The sequence below is a fragment of the Streptomyces sp. NPDC001594 genome (assembly GCF_042893675.1).
GTDB lineage: Bacteria > Actinomycetota > Actinomycetes > Streptomycetales > Streptomycetaceae > Streptomyces.
Genome location: NZ_JBIAVB010000009.1, coordinates 161,376 through 178,963 on the forward strand (window position 1 = coordinate 161,376; position 17,588 = coordinate 178,963).

Annotated in this window: 19 protein-coding genes and 1 pseudogene; 8 read left to right on the forward strand and 12 right to left on the reverse strand. The window is 72.5% G+C overall.

What is annotated here, in order from left to right; genetic code table 11:
• Positions 1-89: 89 nt before the first annotated feature.
• The 3 genes and pseudogenes from ACFY0O_RS19725 to ACFY0O_RS19735 all read left to right on the forward strand — a co-directional run bounded on the left by ACFY0O_RS19725 (position 90) and on the right by ACFY0O_RS19735 (position 2,319).
• Positions 90-1,148 carry a LysR substrate-binding domain-containing protein gene (locus ACFY0O_RS19725; protein ID WP_388948014.1) on the forward strand — a complete coding sequence of 353 codons (1,059 nt, stop codon included), beginning with the start codon at positions 90-92 and terminating at the stop codon, positions 1,146-1,148.
• Between the two features lie 241 nt (positions 1,149-1,389).
• A pseudogene (locus tag ACFY0O_RS19730) lies at positions 1,390-1,629 on the forward strand (ATP-grasp domain-containing protein); the annotation flags it as partial.
• A gap of 270 nt (positions 1,630-1,899) precedes the next feature.
• Positions 1,900-2,319 (forward strand): hypothetical protein, encoded by a 420-nt coding sequence (locus ACFY0O_RS19735; protein ID WP_388948016.1) that lies wholly within the window; start codon positions 1,900-1,902, stop codon positions 2,317-2,319.
• Positions 2,320-2,705: 386 nt separating this feature from the next.
• Here ACFY0O_RS19735 and ACFY0O_RS19740 read toward each other — a convergent pair whose 3' ends face one another.
• The gene (locus tag ACFY0O_RS19740) at positions 2,706-3,605 is read right to left on the reverse strand and encodes a hypothetical protein (RefSeq protein WP_388948018.1); all 900 of its coding nucleotides are present in this window, start codon (positions 3,603-3,605) and stop codon (positions 2,706-2,708) included.
• A gap of 93 nt (positions 3,606-3,698) precedes the next feature.
• Complete coding sequence (locus ACFY0O_RS19745) at positions 3,699-3,989, reverse strand: hypothetical protein (protein WP_388948020.1); 291 nt, start codon at positions 3,987-3,989, stop codon at positions 3,699-3,701.
• A gap of 145 nt (positions 3,990-4,134) precedes the next feature.
• Here ACFY0O_RS19745 and ACFY0O_RS19750 point away from each other — a divergent pair, with 145 nt between their 5' ends.
• Positions 4,135-4,656, forward strand: a complete 522-nt coding sequence (locus ACFY0O_RS19750; RefSeq protein ID WP_388948022.1) for a hypothetical protein — start codon at positions 4,135-4,137, stop codon at positions 4,654-4,656.
• Between the two features lie 66 nt (positions 4,657-4,722).
• Here the strand turns inward: ACFY0O_RS19750 and ACFY0O_RS19755 are convergent, their stop codons facing one another.
• The 8 genes from ACFY0O_RS19755 to ACFY0O_RS19790 form a co-directional block, all read right to left on the reverse strand.
• The gene (locus ACFY0O_RS19755; RefSeq protein ID WP_388948024.1) at positions 4,723-5,496 is read right to left on the reverse strand and encodes a glycosyltransferase family 2 protein; all 774 of its coding nucleotides are present in this window, start codon (positions 5,494-5,496) and stop codon (positions 4,723-4,725) included.
• A gap of 841 nt (positions 5,497-6,337) precedes the next feature.
• Positions 6,338-6,499 (reverse strand): hydrophobic protein, encoded by a 162-nt coding sequence (locus ACFY0O_RS19760; protein WP_358894781.1) that lies wholly within the window; start codon positions 6,497-6,499, stop codon positions 6,338-6,340.
• A gap of 124 nt (positions 6,500-6,623) precedes the next feature.
• Positions 6,624-7,496, reverse strand: coding sequence for an oxygenase MpaB family protein (locus tag ACFY0O_RS19765; protein WP_388948228.1), 873 nt, complete (start codon positions 7,494-7,496; stop codon positions 6,624-6,626).
• A 394-nt stretch (positions 7,497-7,890) separates the two neighbouring features.
• Positions 7,891-9,195, reverse strand: coding sequence for a ferric reductase-like transmembrane domain-containing protein (locus tag ACFY0O_RS19770; protein WP_388948026.1), 1,305 nt, complete (start codon positions 9,193-9,195; stop codon positions 7,891-7,893).
• 319 nt (positions 9,196-9,514) lie between these two features.
• Positions 9,515-10,543, reverse strand: a complete 1,029-nt coding sequence (locus tag ACFY0O_RS19775; RefSeq protein WP_388948028.1) for a cation diffusion facilitator family transporter — start codon at positions 10,541-10,543, stop codon at positions 9,515-9,517.
• Between the two features lie 119 nt (positions 10,544-10,662).
• Positions 10,663-11,019: an STAS domain-containing protein gene (locus ACFY0O_RS19780; protein ID WP_388948030.1), complete on the reverse strand. Its 357-nt coding sequence runs from the start codon at positions 11,017-11,019 to the stop codon at positions 10,663-10,665.
• Positions 11,019-12,299, reverse strand: coding sequence for a serine hydrolase domain-containing protein (locus ACFY0O_RS19785; RefSeq protein WP_388948032.1), 1,281 nt, complete (start codon positions 12,297-12,299; stop codon positions 11,019-11,021). The genes ACFY0O_RS19780 and ACFY0O_RS19785 overlap by 1 nt, the downstream gene beginning before the upstream one ends.
• A gap of 196 nt (positions 12,300-12,495) precedes the next feature.
• Positions 12,496-12,930 (reverse strand): type IV pili methyl-accepting chemotaxis transducer N-terminal domain-containing protein, encoded by a 435-nt coding sequence (locus ACFY0O_RS19790; RefSeq protein WP_388948033.1) that lies wholly within the window; start codon positions 12,928-12,930, stop codon positions 12,496-12,498.
• A 136-nt stretch (positions 12,931-13,066) separates the two neighbouring features.
• Here ACFY0O_RS19790 and arr point away from each other — a divergent pair, with 136 nt between their 5' ends.
• The gene (gene arr / locus ACFY0O_RS19795) at positions 13,067-13,477 is read left to right on the forward strand and encodes an NAD(+)--rifampin ADP-ribosyltransferase (RefSeq protein ID WP_388948035.1); all 411 of its coding nucleotides are present in this window, start codon (positions 13,067-13,069) and stop codon (positions 13,475-13,477) included.
• Here arr and ACFY0O_RS19800 read toward each other — a convergent pair.
• Entirely contained in the window at positions 13,474-14,361 is an 888-nt protein-coding gene (locus ACFY0O_RS19800) for a YihY/virulence factor BrkB family protein (protein WP_388948037.1), read from the reverse strand. The two genes, arr and ACFY0O_RS19800, sit on opposite strands and share 4 nt — an antisense overlap.
• Before the next feature lie 289 nt (positions 14,362-14,650).
• Complete coding sequence (locus tag ACFY0O_RS19805) at positions 14,651-14,995, reverse strand: STAS domain-containing protein (protein ID WP_388948039.1); 345 nt, start codon at positions 14,993-14,995, stop codon at positions 14,651-14,653.
• Between the two features lie 187 nt (positions 14,996-15,182).
• Here ACFY0O_RS19805 and ACFY0O_RS19810 point away from each other — a divergent pair, with 187 nt between their 5' ends.
• The 3 genes from ACFY0O_RS19810 (at position 15,183) to ACFY0O_RS19820 (ending at position 17,537) form a co-directional block, all read left to right on the forward strand.
• Positions 15,183-16,100, forward strand: coding sequence for a SigB/SigF/SigG family RNA polymerase sigma factor (locus ACFY0O_RS19810; RefSeq protein ID WP_388948230.1), 918 nt, complete (start codon positions 15,183-15,185; stop codon positions 16,098-16,100).
• A gap of 199 nt (positions 16,101-16,299) precedes the next feature.
• A complete protein-coding gene (locus tag ACFY0O_RS19815; RefSeq protein WP_388948041.1) occupies positions 16,300-16,764 on the forward strand; it encodes an ATP-binding protein in 465 nt (154 codons plus the stop codon).
• 137 nt (positions 16,765-16,901) lie between these two features.
• Positions 16,902-17,537, forward strand: coding sequence for a VOC family protein (locus ACFY0O_RS19820; protein WP_388948043.1), 636 nt, complete (start codon positions 16,902-16,904; stop codon positions 17,535-17,537).
• The last annotated feature ends 51 nt before the right edge of the window (positions 17,538-17,588 follow it).

A 17,588-nucleotide genomic window follows, 5' to 3' on the forward strand; every position in this document is an offset into this window, starting at 1 on the left:
CGTCAAGGCCGGGGGATGGATCGCCCGGCCGCGCCGACCCACAGACTCCCGTGTGGAGATCGTCTTGACAACGCTCAATATGGGAACCGGTGTTTAGCCTGGCTCAACACCGGGCCGAGGGTGATGACACGGATGCCGGCCGCCCCGCAAGGCCCCCGTGCTTCGAGGAGAGATACTGGAACCTTCGTTTGACCGGGGTGGACAAAAGGGGTGGTGGCCGGGTGCTCGAACGCCTGGAGATGGAAGCGTTCCTCGGGCTGGCGGCAGAGCTGCACTTCGGGCGTACCGCGGAACGCCTGCACGTGACCACCGGCAGGGTCAGCCAGCTGATCAAGGCGATCGAGCGCAAGGTCGGGGCTCCGTTGTTCGAGCGCACCAACCGCAGCGTCCGCCTGACCCCGCTCGGCCACCGTCTCTGCGACGAAGTCCGGCCCGCGTACGAGGAGATACAGGCCGCTTTCGCCCGTGCCGTCAACAACACCCGGGCGACCGTGGACGTCTTGCGGGTCGGCTTCATCGGCGCCGCCGCCGGCCACATCGTCCATCGGGCTGCCGACTTGTTCCCCGCACGCGAGCCCGGCTGGCGCGTCCGGCCCCGTGAGGTCCAGCTCTTCGAAGCCCTCACGCGGCTTCGGGAGAAGGACGTCGACATCCTGATCCTGCACCTGCCGGTCACCGAGCCCGGCATCGACGTCGGCCCGGTGATCCTTTCCGAGCCGCAGATGCTGGCGATTCCTTCGAACCACCCCCTCGCCCGTCGCGAGAGCGTGACCATGGAGGACTTCGCCGACGTCGCGCTGCTGCGCGTCGCCGGCGTACAGCCCGGAACGGGCCTCTCGGACCGCTGGCCCGACCGCACGCCCCAGGGCAGACCGATCGCCGCCGGCCCGGAGATAGAGACGTTCCTGGAAGCCTTGCAAGTGATCGCCTCAGGAGCGGGCGCCGGCATCGTCGGCGAGCAGGCCACCCGCTTCTACAGCCGTCCCGACATCGCCTACGTGCCGATCACCGACATGATGCCCAAGGGGTGGGGTCCCGTCTGGCTGAGTTCGTACCACTCCCCCGCCATCCGCCCCTTCAACGCGACCCTCCTTGAGGCGACCCGACTCCACTACCCGCCACCGCCGGGCCCGAACCCGGCCGGGTGACGCGGAATCCTGTGGCTCGGGAGCCCGGCGTTTGCGTAGCGTGGCGTTGGGTACGCCGCCTTGGCCGAGGCCTTGGACCGGCGCGGCGTGGAGCTGCTCGTGACACCGCAGCGGTACCGGACCGCTCACGAACTGCCCGGCTGGTACGCGACGTTCGCCGACGTCACGCCGACGAGCGTGTGGCGTCAAATCGCGCAAGCACGAGTGGGAGCAGGCGTGCCTCCTCCCCGATCTCGCCGACACCGAGAGCCTGACGCGGGTCGTGCGGCGTTTCGTGGAGCGGCAGGAGGAGTTCCTGGCGGGCCGAATCGTCCTGCGGGCCTTCGAGGCGTTCTCGCGTCTCGAGTCCGTCGCGGCTGAAGTGCGCGTGTGGTGGCTCGACGGTGAGCCCAGGTTGCTGACGCCCCATCCGGACAGTCCGTTCGGGCGCGGGCTGGTGCCGGACCTCGATCGCGTAGCGCCGGCGGTGCGCCGCTTGGGACGCCGGTTCGTCACCACCGACGTGGCGCTCCGCGCGGACGGCGAGTGGCGAGTCGTCGAGGACCAGGGGGCGGCTCGCCGAGATGGAGAAGCGCTACGCCGTCCGATGCTCCGTGCCACGAAGAACGCGGACCGTACTTTTGCGGGTGGAACTGCGTGGACCGTACCCGTCCACCGTGATCGACTGTGCCTGCCGCAGGGGCGCTCCCCTGCGCCGGCGGTCACCCCCACCGCTGCCCTGCGGCGCCCCGGTCGCACGAAGGAGAGAGCCATGCTGGTCCGGAAGTTCAAGGTGGCCGTGATCGCGGCCGCCGCGGTCGCGAGTGTCGCGGTGGTGGCCACCCCTGCCGAGGCGAGCAACTGCTCGCGCGGGGGCGGCGTCTACCTCTGCGAGTACGGCGTGACCAGCTACAAGCTCCCCAACGGCACGAAGCAGGAGTTCATCGTCGGCACCGACCGGGCGGTGTGGACCCGCTGGACCGACTCCGACGGGGACTGGTCGGGATGGATGTCCATGGGCGGAAGGGCGTCGAGCACGGCGCGTGCCTACGACTACGACTACGACGCCAACGACCCTTGGACGTTCAGGGTGTTCTACTACGACGAGAGGGGGGAGTACTGGGGCCGCAACCGGAATCACGACGGCAACTGGTCTCCGTGGACCCGCTACGACCTCCCGCTCAACGGCTGATCACCGAGCCCGGCTGCGGGGCCCCTCGCCCCGGTGGGCCCCCTGTGCGCGGTCGGTGGCCGTGGCGTCGGCCTCGATCACGGGCGTAGCGTATGCGTCGGGCTCCTCGGATCCCCACGCCGGGGTGTCACGCGGGGCGGGCGACCGCGACGACCGGTCCGGGGCAGTCCTGGACGCCGAGCCGGCGGATGTCGATGCGCAGTGGGTCAGGCCGCCTGGCGCGCGCTCTTGGCGGGCGCCGACAGGCCGCCGAATTCGCCGTCGAACCGCTCCGCGATGCCGCGCGCCCCAGGGCGAGGGCGGGTCCCGCGATGCTCGCCCCCGCCACCAGGGACTGCGGATCCGTACGGAACCCATCGGCACGGCCGCCTGCCGTGCGCCGGCACCTATCCGTTCAGTGCGTTCCACGTGCGTGCGGCTTCGGCCGCGGCCGCGGCGGCCTTCTTGAGCGCCGTGTCAGCCTGCCGGCGGCGTCGGGCCGCGGCTTCCTCGGCCTCGTGGAGGCCGGCCCGCTCGTGGCGGGCTCGGCTGAGGTCGTCCTGCAGCGCGCCGATCCGTTCGTCGAGCGCGGCAACCGCCGCCCTGGCCTGCTCGAGGTCCCGCTCCGCCGTTGTGAACTCGGACTCGGCCCGGTCCTTCTCCCGTTCCGTGCGTTCGGCCTCGGCCTGTGCCTTCGTCCGGAGTTCGCGCTCCCGCTTCCGCTCCCGCTCCCGGGAGGGCGCCGTCGTCGCGGCCCTGCGCGTCGCTTCGGCACGCGGGGGTGGTGCGGCTGCCGGGCGTGGGGTGGCGCCGGCGGCGGGTTCCAGGCCGGTGAACCCGACCGGGGAGGGCGGCGCTGCCCTCAGGACACCGCGGGCCCAGTCGGTGGCCGGGCCGGCGGCGGGGTCGGCCAGGACGGCGTGGAGGATCTCCTCGACTTCGTGCTGGACGGTGTCGGAGACGGGGTGGCCCGCATCGCGTGCGAGTCGGCCGGCTTGGCGGGCCATCTCCGTGATCACCACGTGTCGTTGGTGCGACAGGTCCCGCAGCTCGGGGCCGGCCAGCGTCCGGTGGGCCTCGCGCAGCCCCTCCCCCAGCTCCAGGAGCCGCCGTGCCTGCTGCTGGTCGGAGCGGGCCAGCAGGTTCGCGGCCCACACCCCGAGCGTCGGCCGCCGCCAGACGGCGACCTGCTTCGCCACGGCCGCCTCCCCCGCCGAGCGGGCACGGGCCGCGCAGGCATCACGGGCGGCGGTGAACGCTTCCGGTCGCAGTCCGTACAGTTCCCACGCCGCCTCATCGACATCCATGGGCCCACTCTCCCCCGCCGGCCCGCGGTGCGCGGGGAAGCAGGGCGGTTCCGGCTCCGTCGCTGCCGCCGGACGGGGCGCCCGAAGCGTGGCCTAAGGGGCCGCGCAGCGGGCCGGAACGGGGGCCGTGTGTGCGATCCGTATCCGGGACCCGTCCCACAGCACCGTCTCCGCGGGCAGGATGAGCAGCCCCGGCTCACTGTCCTCCCAGGACCCGCCCATGCGCCGCACCTGTACGGCAGCGCCCCCGGCACCGGCCATGTAGACCGTCGGGTCGACCTCCCAGCCGTACGCGGAGAGCCACGCCTCCAGCTGGATCATGTCCGACGGTGTCGCGCCGCGCGGCCACTCGTACGTGCTCGTGCCGGTGCTCTCGCTGCCCATGCCCATCCCCCCGTCGCGGCCGGATGCCCGGCCACCGGGGATCCTGCCATCGAGCACTGACAGCCGGCACGCGATTTCCGAGCGTCGCGCGGTGGCCGCTCACTGGCCGCGGTGCGGCCGTGCAACTCCTCGTAGGCTGCGTCTCATGAGCGTGTGGGACGTCCTGCCGGACACGGAACGACAGCAGTGGACCCTGGATCCGTTCGTAGGCGCGGGTCCCTTGCGGTTCGGGATGAGCTGGAACGAGGCTTCGGACGCGCTCGGCGGCCTGCGCCCGGCCGACTGTCGGCACGACCCCCGGCTGGCCATCACCTGGCAGGTCTGCCGCGGGGCGGGGCTGAAGCTCTACTTCGCCGCCGATGCGGGCCTGTGCGGGCTCTCGGCCGATGCGTTGCGGGGGCCGCAGGTCCTCGCGGACGGGACGGCACTGGTGGCCAGGGTCCCCTCCGAGCTGGAGCGGTGGCTGTTCGACCGTGCCGATGCCCGTGAGCCCTTCACGGAAGCGTTCTACATGCCGGGCGGGGAGGTCGGATCGTTGACGCTCGGAGTGGTCCTGTGCGTTCAGCGCGCCGGCGATCATCTGCTCACACGTCCGGTTCTCCTCTCCGCCGACGTGCTGGACGACGCCTACCATCGGCTTCCGGTCGAAACCTGGCGCATCTCCTGACCCGGCAAGGGCTCCCTGCAGACGAAGGCCGGGGCGGCTGGCGCTCGCCTCCCCGCGGGCGCGGTGTCAGATGCGGGCGTTGCGCAGCGACTGCCACACGGCGCCGGCCAGCGCCCGTGTCGCCCGCGGGAGCGAGAGGTGCTCGTGCTCGCGGTACAGCGACCAGTTGTACTGCACGAGCGAGAGCTTGTTGGAGGACAGGGAGCCCGCCTGGTGGGCGCGGTACACCGCGAGCGGCTCGGCCAGGCCGCGGGCGTCGGCGCCATCCCGCATGATCGACAGCCAGAGGGCGTAGTCCTGGCGCTTGCGCATCTCGGGCATCAGCCTCGTGCCCAGGACATTGCGGTCGTACATGGCGGTGAGGGCCCCGATGTGGTCGCGGACCAGCATCGCGCGGTAGTCCACGTGCTCGCGCGCGCGGACCACGCGCCCGTTGGGGACCCAGTCGACGCTCTCGCCGGCGTAGTCGGCGTCCATCTTGAAGTACGAGGTGAAGGTGAGCGGCGCGGTGGCCTGCGCGGCGAAGGCGAGCTGCTTCTCGGTCTTCTCCGGCAGCCACATGTCGTCGCTGTCGAGGAAGGCGACGTAGTCCCCGCGGGCCCGCTCGATCGCGCGGTTGCGGGCTCGACCCGCCCCGCCCTGTTCGGGTGCCCGCTCCGGCAGGACGCGTTCGTCCTGCCGGGCGAACTCCATGAGGAGGTCCATGGAGCCGTCGGAGGACTGGTCGTCGGTGATCAGCAGCTCCAGGTCGCTGTGGGTCTGGGTGAGTACGGACCGGACGGCCGCACCGAGGGTCGCCGTCGAGTTGTAGACGGGCATCACGACAGATACCAGGGGCACAGCACTTCTCCTTGCCAGACCAGGAACGACCCCCCATTCAAGCACCGCGGCGGAGCAGGAGCTTCCGTCGCCTCCGGTGTCGCCCCGCACAGGGGCTGCGACGAGGCCCGGTACCGCGGGGTCGGAGGTCTGATGTGGGCTCAACTCCCCCTCTGTGCTTAGCCGTCGAGGTCGGAGGAGATCCGTGGCCGACACCGTCCCTCACTGGTCCCCCGCCTCCACGAGCCGATGGTGACGCACCTCACCCGGGAAGCCGCCGGGGCCAACCGGCGCGGGACGCCGGGCTCCGGAACGCGGCGGCGGCCGAAGCGGGGCGGCGGCGTGGAAGGGGGACGGTCGTCGTCCCGCCGGCGGGCCCGGGGACCGCTGTGGGTCAGTGGTCGCCGGGGGCTTGGCCGGGCCGGGTCCGCGGGGAGGCGTGGACGGGCCGTGGGCTGTGCCTGCGGCGGGACGACGGAACGGTGCCGTGGCGGTGGCCCGCAGACGGCACCCCTGGGGGGGAGGAGGGGTGCCGCCTACGGTCGCCGGTCTGGCGAGACGTACCACCGTCAACAGCGCGTGTGTCCCCGTTCGCCGTCCCCAAACCTCCTGACTTGCCACGGAGTTGTGGCCGAACGGCGGGCGTTGGGGTTCGTGGCGACGGCCGCGGACCGGGACGGCCGTCGATCGTTGGAGGCGAGCAGGTCCCCTGCTGCGTCACGACGACCGCCCCGGCTGTCTCCGCGCCTACCCAGGTGCACCCGTCGTGACCCACGGGGCGCGGACATGGCGGTGGCCCGCACCCCTCCTCGGGGTGCGGGCCACCGCCATGCGCCGCGCGGAACACGCGGCTGTGTACGGGCTACCAGCGGTACCAGCGGCCGCTTCCGCCCCGCGGGCGGGCGACGAAGCCGAGCAGCCACAGGACCAGCACGGCGAGGGCGACCCACCAGAGCACCTTCACCGCGAATCCGACTCCGAAGAGGATCAGGGCGAGCAGTAGAACCAGAAGCAGGGGAACCATGATTATCAACCTCCGAAGCCACTCCTGCCCTCCCGCCGCACAACCATGCGCTTGATATTTACGTGTTTCTTATCCGCCGGAGCGGACAGAAGAGTCCACCGGCTCCCCGCCGGGTTTCACGAGGTCAGCCGGTGCCGGCCCCGGGCGGCCGGTGCATCGCCCAGCGGATGGTGGCGGTCACCGCCGCCCCCGCGGGAGCGGCGCACCACCGTTCGGTCCTCGGCAGCAGCGGCAGACCCAGCGGGTGCCGGGCCCAGGGCGGCAGCAGGGCCACGGCGGCCGCCGCGAGCAGGGCGTACGGGGGACGCGCCGGCCAGGGCAGTGGGGGCCTGAGCAGGATGAAGCGGGCCGCGGCCCGGGCTTCCCGCGTTCCGCGCAGCTCCGGTCGGAAGGCTTCGATCCGCTCCGCCAGTTCCTCCGCCGTACGGGGCGGGTGCCGCACGCCCAGGGCCTGTCCGACCCGGGCGGCCGAGGCGACGTAGGCATCGCATCCGGCGGCGTCCAGGCGCCTGGCGCCGTACCGCTGGTGGGCCCGCAGGAAGCTGTCGACCTCGGCGACGTGCACCCACTCCAGCAGGTGCGGGTCGTCGGCCCGGTACGGCTCGCCCTCGGGGCTGCGGCCCCGGATGCGGGCGTGCACCGCCCGTACGCCGTCCACCGCGCGCTGCGCGTCCTCGGCGGTCCCGTACGTGGTGTAGGCCAGGAAGGTGCTGGTGCGCTGGAGGCGGCCCCAGGGATCCCCCCGGTACCCGGAGTGGGCGGCCACGGCGGCCATCGCGCGCGGGTGCAGGGACTGCAGGAGCAGGGCGCTCAGCCCGCCGACGAACATCGAGGCGTCGCCGTGGACGCGGCAGATCGGCTCCTCGGGCGCGAACCATCTGGGGCCGGGGGTGTCGTGGATCCTCGCCCGGTTCTCCGCGCCCGACGGACCGGCGACGTGCCGGAAGAGGGCGTCGCCGAGGCGCTCACGGGCCCGGGACGGCGCCAGCCGGTCCAGCCCTCCCCATCGGTTCACGGTTCGATTCTCACGCCGCCGCCCGCTGCGGGGAAGCCCCGCCGGTCAGCGGGCGGACGGGACGTGCGGTCGGCCGCCCGGAGCCGGTGCGGCCGGATCGACCGTCATCGTGATGCCCGTCGCGGTGAGCGCGCTGACCAGGGCGAGACCGATGGCGAGCCGGCGTGAACGCGCGGGCCCCCGGTGCCGGGCGGGCGTCCGGCGGCGCGTGCGCGGCGACCCGGGGGAACGGCGGACGGCAGCGCGCTCGGGGGCGGCCGGCCCGGAGGGGGCCGGCGGCTGCGCCGGGAGCAGCGGTGGCGGCGGATCCGCCGGCGGGCTCACGGGTGGGTTCGCGGGTGGGTTCGCGGACTGGTTCATGGTCAGGGTCAGGTCCTCAGGAGGTGAAGCACTCGGAATGGATCCGCCCGGAGGGGACGCCCGCCCGGATCAGCGACGCCGTCGTGGCGTCCGTCATTCCGGGCGGTCCGCAGAGGTACACGTCATGGTCGGCCAGCTCGGGCACGAGCGAGCGCAGTGCCTGCGGGGCGAGCGGGTCGTACGCCTCGTCGGAGCGTCCCACCAGGTAGTGCAGGGCGGCCTGGCGCTCCGCGGCGATGGCTTCCAGCTCGTCCCGCAGGACCAGCTGGCCGGCGTCACCGGCCCGGTAGAGCAGCGTGAGGTCACCGGGCGCGGCGGGCAGCGCCTCGAACAGGGCCCGCATCGGTGTGATCCCGATGCCGCCGGCGATCAGCAGGACCTTGGGGCGGGTGCGCCGCCACCGGGTGAGCGCGCCGAACGGGCCCGTCGCCAGCACCCGGGTCCCGGGGCGCAGCCGCCGCACCCGCCGGGAGTGCGCGCCGAGCGCCTTCACCGTGATCCGCAGGCAGTCGTCGTGGACCGGCGCGGAGAGGGAGAACGGCAGGGCGGTGTGCCACAGGCCGCGCCGCAGGAAGCGCCAGCGGAAGAACTGTCCCGGCTCGGCCTGGAGCTCACGGAGCCGGCCGCCCCGGATGGTCACGGAGACGACGTCCGGGCCCTCGCGTTCGACGGCGGCGACCCGCAGCCCGTGCCGCAGGGCCTGGCGCACCGGGACGACGGCCCGGTACCAGACGAGCAGGACGGCGACGAGGGTGTGCAGCAGGGCCCAGAACCAGGTGGTCAGGGAGGTGACGGCGACGTCGGGGCCGGCCAGCTGGTGGACGAAGCCGAGGGCGGCGGCGATGTAGGTGAGCAGGTGGATGCCGCGCCACGTCTCGTGCGCGATCCGGCGGCGTACGGCCCTGACGGAGGCCACGCCCGCGCAGGCGAGCAGGGCGGCTGCGGCGTAGGCGGCGGCCACGGCCGGGTACCCGAGCAGGTCCCTGTTGGCCGTGACCAGGTCGGTCCCGCCGCGCAGGGCGTACACGAGGAGGGCGAGGAGGCCGTGGGCGGCGACCAGGAGCAGCGCCCAGCGGCCGCCGAAGGCGTGCCAGCGGGCGAGGCGGTCGGCGCCGACGCCGTGTTCGACCGCCGGGACGCGTGCCATCAGGAAGAGCATGACCAGGATGCCGTAGCCGGCGAGCAGTCCGGTGAGGTGCGCGCCCGCCCCGATGAGGTCGTCGGGACGGGCGGAGGGCTGCAGCTGGGCGGCCCACAAGAGGACGACGGCGGCCGCTCCGGCGGCCAGGCCGGCGCGCAGCCGCCGGGGCGCGGTCTTCATCGGCGCACGTCCCTTCCACGGAGTGATCGGCATGGTCCCCGGGCCCTGGAACCGGGGGTGCCCGAACTGACCGGCGGGGATCGATAGCAGTGGCAACTATGTGCAAATTCGCTCGCGCCAGGCAATGACGATCTCCGTGGAATGACCTCTGTCACGCCCATCGATGGGGGTCGAGTGTCCCGTTATGCGGAGTTATGGAATGCGCGGGGTATCCCGTCCGCACTTCCCGCCTTCACGGATGTGGCTTTGCGTTTCCGCAGGACAGGCACACCGGGTGGCGGCCCCTACCACGCATCGGCGGGGCTCTTTGGGGAACTCTTTACCCTTCCGGCGCCCGTTCTCGCGCCCGGGCGGCATCGGCGGACCGCCGGGCCGCCGCGGCATCCGTGACGTCCAGGAAGACCTGGTCCAGCTCGGGCCAGCGCCGCTTCAGCTCGGTGCGGACGCGTACCATCGCGTCCTCGACGGTCTCGCTGTCGTAGCCGGCCGTCAGGTCGATGCCGGCGGCGAGCAGCACCGCGTCGGGCCCCAGTCGCATGGTCAGCAGGGCGGTCACGGAGTCGATCTCGGGCTGTCCGTCGAGGAAGGACTGCACCTCGTCCCGCAGGCGCGGGTCGGCGGCCTCGCCGATCAGGTGGGCCCGGGCGCCCTTGCCGAGCACGTACGCCACGTACACGAGCAGGAGGCCGATGAGGACGGAGGCGCAGGCCTCGTACGCCACCTGCCCGGTCGCCAGGTGGAGTGCCATCCCCGCCATCGCGAGAAGCACGCCCACACAGGCGGTGCCGTCCTCGGCGAGCACGGTCCGCAGGGCCGGATCGCGCCCGGCACGTACCTCCTCGGCCAGCCCGTGGCCGGCCGCCCGTGCGGCCCGCCGGACCTGGAGGACGGCGCGCAGCAGCGAGCCGCCTTCGGCGAGGAGGGCGACGAACAGGACCGCCAGGCCGATCAGGTACCCCTCGCGCGTTTCCCCGCCGCCGCCGCGGAAGGCTTCCACTCCCTGGAACACCGAGAAGCACCCGCCCGTGACGAAGATCCCGACCGCGGCGAGCAGCGACCAGAAGAACCGCTCCTTGCCGTAGCCGAAGGGATGCCGCTCGTCGGCCGGGCGCCTGCTGCGGCTGACGGAGGCCAGGAGGAACACCTCGTTGAGGCTGTCGGCCACCGAATGGGCGGCCTCCGAGAGCAGGGCCGGTGACCCGGCGACCACCCCTCCCACGGCCTTGGCCCCGCAGATCACGAGGTTCGCCGCGAGCGCCACCCACACCGTGACCCGGGTCTCGCCGTCCTGTGCGGTCTTCGGGGATGGGCCGGTGATCACACCGGCGCTGTCCCGCTGTACGGCCATGATCCGCTCCTTCGCCCCACCCCGCGGCGCCCGGCCGCCTCCGCACGTACCTCTCGCCGGTGCTCGCTGCGGCGGGGTTCAAACATCGGGGGCCGGCGCCCCGGCCCGCAGGCGCGCGCTCACGTGAGGCTGCTGACGGCCGCCTCCTCGGAGCAGAAGACGTCGAAGACGCTGCCCAGGTGGCCCGCTGCGAGCAGTTCGCGCACCTGTGGGTCGAAGGCGGCCAGTCTCAGCCGGGCGCCTTGGCCGGAGGCCAGGACGTAGCAGTCGGCGAGGTCGCGGAATCCGTACTGGTCGGCCGCGGTGATCTCGAGCAGGTTGATCACGATCCTGGTCCGTCCGGCTTCCACGAGCGCGGCGACGGCCCGCGTCAGCTCCTGGTCCGGCGCCTGGTAGGCGAGCGTGCCGGTGACGTCGACGACGGTGACGTCCAGGTCACCGACCTGTCGGATGCTGACCTCGGCCATGGGGAGCATCAGCCCGTGGGTGAGGGCGTCATGTCCTTCTGGACGGCCGCCGGAAGGTTGTAGACGTGGTCGGGGGTCAGGATGCCGGTCAGCGCCTGGCCGAAGACGGTGCTCGGTTCCTCCTGCCGCGGCCCGTACGGGATGTCGGTGTTGAGCAGGACCACCAGGGTCGCCTGCTGGCCGGGCAGGTACACGGTCAGGGACTCGTAGCCCGGCAGCGAACCGTTGTGGCCGATCCAGCCCTGCACGTCGAAGATGCCGAGGCCGTAGTCCGCTCCGGGGATGCCGGTGGGGCGGGTGTCCAGGCGCTGCTTCTGCAGGTCGGGGACGACCATCCGGGTGCCGTCGGGGAAGACGCCGGTGGCCAGGGTCTTGGCCCAGATCCGCAGGTCGTGCAGGTCGGAGATCATCGCGCCGGCGGCCCAGCCCCAGGAGGGGTTCCAGTCGGTGGCGTTCTGGGTCCTCGCCGACGCCGTCTGCCGGGTGTAGCCCTGGGCGTGCGGGGTGGGGAACGAGGCGTCGTCGGGGAAGCTGGTGCGGTTCATTCCGGCGGGGCGCAGGATGTGGTCGCGGATGTAGGCGGGGAGCGGAAGCCCGGACTGCTTCTCGACCACCAGGCCGAGCAGGATCAGGTTGGTGTTGGAGTAGTTGAACCGCGTGTTCGGTGCGAGGATCTCCGGCTTGGGCGCCTTGAAGGCGTAGTCCAGCAGTTCCCGGGGGGTGAAGTGGCGCGTCGGGTCGGTGGTGAGCGCCTTGTAGAAGGTCTCGGTCGCCGTGTAGCTGAGCAGTCCGCTGCGCATGCCCGCGAGTTCCCTCAGGGTCACCTTGTCGCCGTTGGGCACGCCCTTGACGTACGTGCCGATGGAGTCGTCCAGGTCGACCTTGCCCTGCTGGGCGAGCTGGAGCAGCGCCGTCACGGTGAACGTCTTGGTCTCGCTGCCGATGCGGGAGTACACGTCCGTCGCCATCGGCTGTTTCGTCGCCTTGTCGGCGACGCCGAAGGCCCGCGTGTACGTGCCCTTGCCGGGTGCGGATATGCCGACGACGACGCCCGGGACGCCGGTCTTCCTCAGCACGTCCTGGACAGCCCGGTCCAGTTTCGCGGCCGTGGCGTCGTCGAGGGTGGGGAAGCCGGCCGCCGGGGAGGGCTCCGCCGAGGCGGTCGGCCGGGGGGCGGGCTGCGGCGGGCGGGCGAGGGCACCGGTCGCCGGGAGGGCGAGGAGGCCCGCCGTGGCGAGCCCCACGCAGGCCTTCCGGTACCGGCGGTGTCGCCTCTCTGCACGGCTCACGGCGGCCTCCTCACCGGCCTGGACCTCAGTTCTTCCCAGGTTAGGCGGGGTGGTTCCCACCCGCAGGGCGGGACGGACGGCGCGGGGCCGCCATGGCCGCCGTCGGCGCCGGGCCGGGTCCGGGACCGCCCGGCCGAGCGGCGGCGACTGCAGGCCGTCGCCCGGCCGGGGCGCTACCGCCGGAGCCCGTCCGCCGTCAGCACTTGAGGCCGGTCGAGGCGTCCGTCGAGGCCTCGTCCAGCTTCTGGATCTGCGGCTGGAGCTTGGTGAGCGCGTCCTTGCCCGTGGTGTCGCCCGGCAGGGCCTCGTAGCCCTTCTTCAGGTTCTCGGCGGCGTCCTTGACCGCCTCCTGCTGCGCCTGCTTCATCTTCGTCAGGTTCTCCTTGACGTTCGACCAGTCCTTCTGGACGGCGTCGTAGGCGTCCTTGACCTGGTCCTTCGTCGCGGAGGAGGGGTTGAGGGCCTTCAGCTTGGCGTTGTCCGCCTTGAGGGCGTTCAGGTCGGTGCACAGGTCGGCGGCGGCCTGGGTGGCCTGCTCCTCGGCCGCGTTCTCGTCCTTGTTGTCGGAGCAGGCGGCGAGGCCGAACACCGCGCTGACGCACAGAACACCGATCAGGGGCAGTCGCTTCATGGAAGGCCTTTCTCACAGGGACCGGAAGGGAGGAACACGACTTTTCGGCTTTCTCGGTAAAACTAAGCAGCAAGCGGACACCACGCATCCGTACGAGGCCCGTTCGGAGCACGGCCTGGTTTGGTAACCTGCGACGATGGACGAGGTGTTGGACGAGGGACCGTTCTTTCACGGCACGAAGGCCGAGCTGCGGGTCGGGGATCACCTCACGGCGGGTTTCCGTTCCAACTACCGGCCCGAAATCGTGATGAACCACATCTACTTCACCGCACTGCGCGACGGCGCGGGCCTCGCCGCCGAACTCGCCGCCGGCGACGGGACACCGCGCGTGTACGCCGTCGAACCGACCGGGGAATTCGAGAACGACCCCAACGTCACCGACAAGAAGTTCCCCGGCAATCCCACCCGCTCCTATCGCAGCAGGGATCCGCTCCGCATCGTCGGCGAGGTCACCGACTGGACGCGGCAGACGCCCGAAGCCCTCCAGGTGTGGCGGGACCGTCTGGCCGCGATCCGCGTGGACGACCGCGCCGAGATCATCAACTAGAGGCCGTCCCGGCCCTGCTCGGCCCGGCGGGCGAGCACGGCGTTGAACTGGGCCCCGGCGAGGAGCGCCAGGTTGGTGACCCAGAGCCACACGAGGAACACGACGGTCCCCGCCAAGGAGCCGTACAGCCGGTTGTAGGTGCCCGCCTCGGCGTAAAGGGTGAACAGGCCCGAGGCGCCGAGCCAGAGCAGGGCCGCCAGGGCCCCGCCGGGCAGGCAGCGCCGCGTGCCACGGGCCGGGGCGGGGCCCGTGCGGTAGAGGACGAGGATCAGCGCCGTGACGATCAGGAGCAGGACCGGCCACCGCAGGAGGGTGAGCGTCTCGCTGCCGGAGCGATCGGCCGCCGCGGCGAGCCGGCGGACCACGGGACCGGTGGCGACCAGGCTCGCGGCGCCCGTCACCAGCAGGGCCAGCAGCGCCGCGGCGGTCAGGGCCAGGACGTGCGCCGAGCGCAGGGGCGGGCGGGTGTCGGGCAGCCGGTGCATGGCGTGCAGGGCGCGGCGGAAGACCGCCAGGTAGCTGGAGGCCGACCACAGGGCGCTCAGGACCGCGCTGCCGAGGAGCAGCCAGAGGGACGACGGACCCGAGGTGAGGCCGTCCAACGCCTCCCGGAGCACCTGGGCCGACTGGGGAGGGGCGTACGAGGTGAGGTCCAGGATCAGGCGCTCGCGCGTGTCTTCCCCGGCGAGCCCGACGAGGGAGACGCACACGAGGAGCGCGGGCACCAGGGCGAGGACGGCGTAGTAGGTGAGCGCCGCCGCGTGGTCGGCGACGTTGTCGTCCCAGAGCCGTACCGCGGTGCGGCCGAGGGCCGCGGCGATCCGTCTGGCGGGGGTCCGGTGTGCGGGGGCGCGCCGGTGCGCGGGGAGCGTGTTCGGTGTCACGGACCGCTCTTGCCCCGGGTGCCCGAACCCATCCGCAGGGCCCGCCGTGGGGCCCCTTCACCCGCCCGGGGCGCGCCGACGCGTTTCGGGGGCCGTCGGGCGGACACACGCGGGGAAGCCGGACAGATCGAGAGGAATTGTCATGGCCACCATGATCCTGCTGATCGCGCCCATGCTGCTGGCCCTGCTGCTGGTCACCCGGGGAAGCGGGCGCCGCCCCCGGCACCGGGCCCGCGGCTGAACGGCACGTGCTCCGGGCGGGGTCCTGCCCCGCCGGAGGACCTTGCCGTCACGCGTCGAGGGCGGCCCGTACGTCGGGGTACAGCAAGAGGATCCCGTCCGCTCCCGTCAGGGCGAACAGGCGGCGCAGTTGGTTGCCCGGCCCCGCGACCCGCAGGGCGGTCGTGCGGTGCACCCGCAGGAGCAGGTTGAGGAACGAGGAGTCGCCGAAGGTGACGGCGCTCGCGTCGAGGACCACCACCGGGTGCCGGTCCGCGGCGGCGGTCAGGACCTCCTCCAGGGACGGCAGGGTGTCCTGGTCCAGTTCTCCGCGGGCGACCACGACCCAGCCGGGCCCCGCCGCGTAGCTGTCCTCGACCACACCGTCGCACGGCACGTCCTCTGCTCCGCTCATGTGTGCCTCCCCGATTGGGTCACGGTACGGGTTCCGGAATGGAGTATGCACGGTCGATCACCGCACGACGACGCCCAGGGCCCTTCTCCTACGCGATGGAACTGTCGTGCCGCGGGAGGCGTGCGAGCCGGATCCCTGGGCATGAGCGCGATCGGCAGCCAACGACCACAGGGAGGGAACGGTCATGATGTCCCGTTCGGCCGCAGTCATCACCCCCGAAATCGCGACGGACCACCGGATCCCGGCCGACGCCGCGGCCGCGGAGGGAGCGCCCACGGCGGGAGTCCTGCCGCACGTGGAGCTGGCGCGCGAGCTGTCGCCCACGGACGCCCGGGAGCTGTCCCGGCTGTTCCTCGCGAGGCTGCGCACCCTGGAGGAGGGAACGCGCGCGTACCAGTACGTCCGCAACACCCTCATCGAGATGAACCTCTCCCTCGTGCAGTTCGCCGCCCGTCGGTTCCGGGCGCGGGCCGCCGGCGGCGGGACCGACATGGACGACATCGTCCAGGTCGGCACCATCGGCCTGATCAAGGCCATCGACCGTTACGACCCCGAACGCGGGGTGGAGTTCAGCACGCTCGCGCTTCCCTACATCACCGGCGAGATCAAGCGGCACTTCCGCGACACGACCTGGGCCGTGCACGTGCCGCGCCGCCTCCAGGAGCTGCGCACCGAGCTCGCCAAGGCCCAGGAGACCCTCACCGACGAGCTGAAGCGGGCCCCGACGGTCAAGGAAGTCGCCGCCCACCTCGGACTGTCGGAGGAGGAGGTGATAGACGGCCTGGTCGCCGCCAACGGCTACACCAGCGGCTCCCTGGACCTCGCCTGCGAGGAGGACGAAGCCGCGGGGGCGGGCCGTCCCACCCGGGCACTGGCGGACAAGCTGGGCGACACGGACCCGGCCATGGAGCTCTTCGAGGAATTCCACACGCTCGCTCCGCTGCTGCGTGAGCTCAGTGCGCGGGACCGGCTGATCCTGGACATGAGGTTCGGCCAGGAGAAGACGCAGGCGGAGATCGGAGCGGAGCTCGGTGTGTCGCAGATGCAGGTCTCCCGACTGCTCTCCCGCATCCTGAAGCAGCTGCGCGCCGGCATGCTCACCTAGGAGTTCCGGTGGAAGACCGGGCCGGTGCGCGCCTTCGGCTCCCGTCCGGGGACCGCATATGAACCACGTCTGAGAACGCGGCACATTACACTGTCCCGACGCTCGACGGCGCGCCGCGACGGAGGCCGCCGGATGTCCGCGTCCGGCTGGGGAAAGACCGCACAGAACGACAGCCACGCAACGGTGGGGGTGCAGCACAGTGAAGAGCAGCGGGCCGCCGGCCGGCCATCCACCGCGCAAGCAGTCGGCGGCGGCGCGCCAGCGGCGACAGCTGGCACTGGACGGTGCCCGGGGCCAGGTCGCGAAGGGCCGCGACTTCACCCGGCAGGCGCTGCGCGACTGGGGCTGGGACCGGACCGAGAGCTCGGAGGACTGCCTGCTCGTCGTCTCGGAGCTCCTGACGAACGCGAACCTGCATGCCGGCGGGTGCCTCCAGCTCGTCCTCACCCTCGGCGACTCCCTGCGCATCGAGGTGGTCGACGGTTCCCCGGCCCCCCCGCGCCGCGCCCCCGCCCCCCGGCGCGGCATCCCGGGCGGCCACGGGCTCTACATCGTCGAGCGGCTGTCCGACCGCTGGGGCTACGAGCCCCAGGGGCACGGGAAGGTGGTGTGGGCGGAGATCGAAGGAGCCCGCCTGGTCTCCGGCGAGGCCGCCGGGTCCTGAGCCCCGCGACGGCGACCGCGCGCGCCGTGCGCCCCCTCCGGAAGGCCGGCCGAAGCCCGTCCGCGGTCGCGGATCCGCCCCCGCGTCGCGGGCGTGGCGTCGGGACGTGGACGGGTTGGGGGGGTGATGATGGCGCGGTGCGACTTGATCACGTGTCCTATGCCGTGGCCCGCGACAGCTTCGTCTCGACCGTCCAGTGGATCGGATCGGCCCTCGGAGCCGGGTTCGTGGACGGTGGGGTGCACCCGCGATTCGGCACACGCAACTTCATCCTCCCGCTGAGCGGCGGCACCTACGTCGAGGTCGTCACCACGCTCGACCATCCCGCCGCCGACCGCGCGCCCTTCGGGCAGGCGGTCGCGCGCCGCGCCGCCGAGGGCGGCGGCTGGCTCGGCTGGGTGGTCTCCGTCGACGACATCGCCCCGGTCGAGGCCCGCCTCGGCCGCACCTCGTCCGAGGGCCACCGCGTCCGCCCCGACGGGTTCGACCTGAGGTGGCAGCAGATCGGCCTGCTGGAGCTGCTGGAGGACCCGCAACTGCCCTACTTCCTGCAGTGGCTGGTCCCCGACGAGGAGCGCCCGAGCGCCGGCCCGCGCACCTCCACCACCATCCACGGGGTCTCCATCGCCGGCGACGCCGCCTCCATCGCCGAATTCCTGGGCGAACCGGCCGACCACCCCCTCGACCAGATCGACGTCACCTGGGTCGAGGACGAGGAACCGGGCCTGGTCTCGGTCGAGTTCGAGACCGCCCACGGCCGGGTCACGATCTGACCCCGGCCCTGAACGTCCCGCAGGCCAGGTCCGCGACCTGCCCGACCTTCG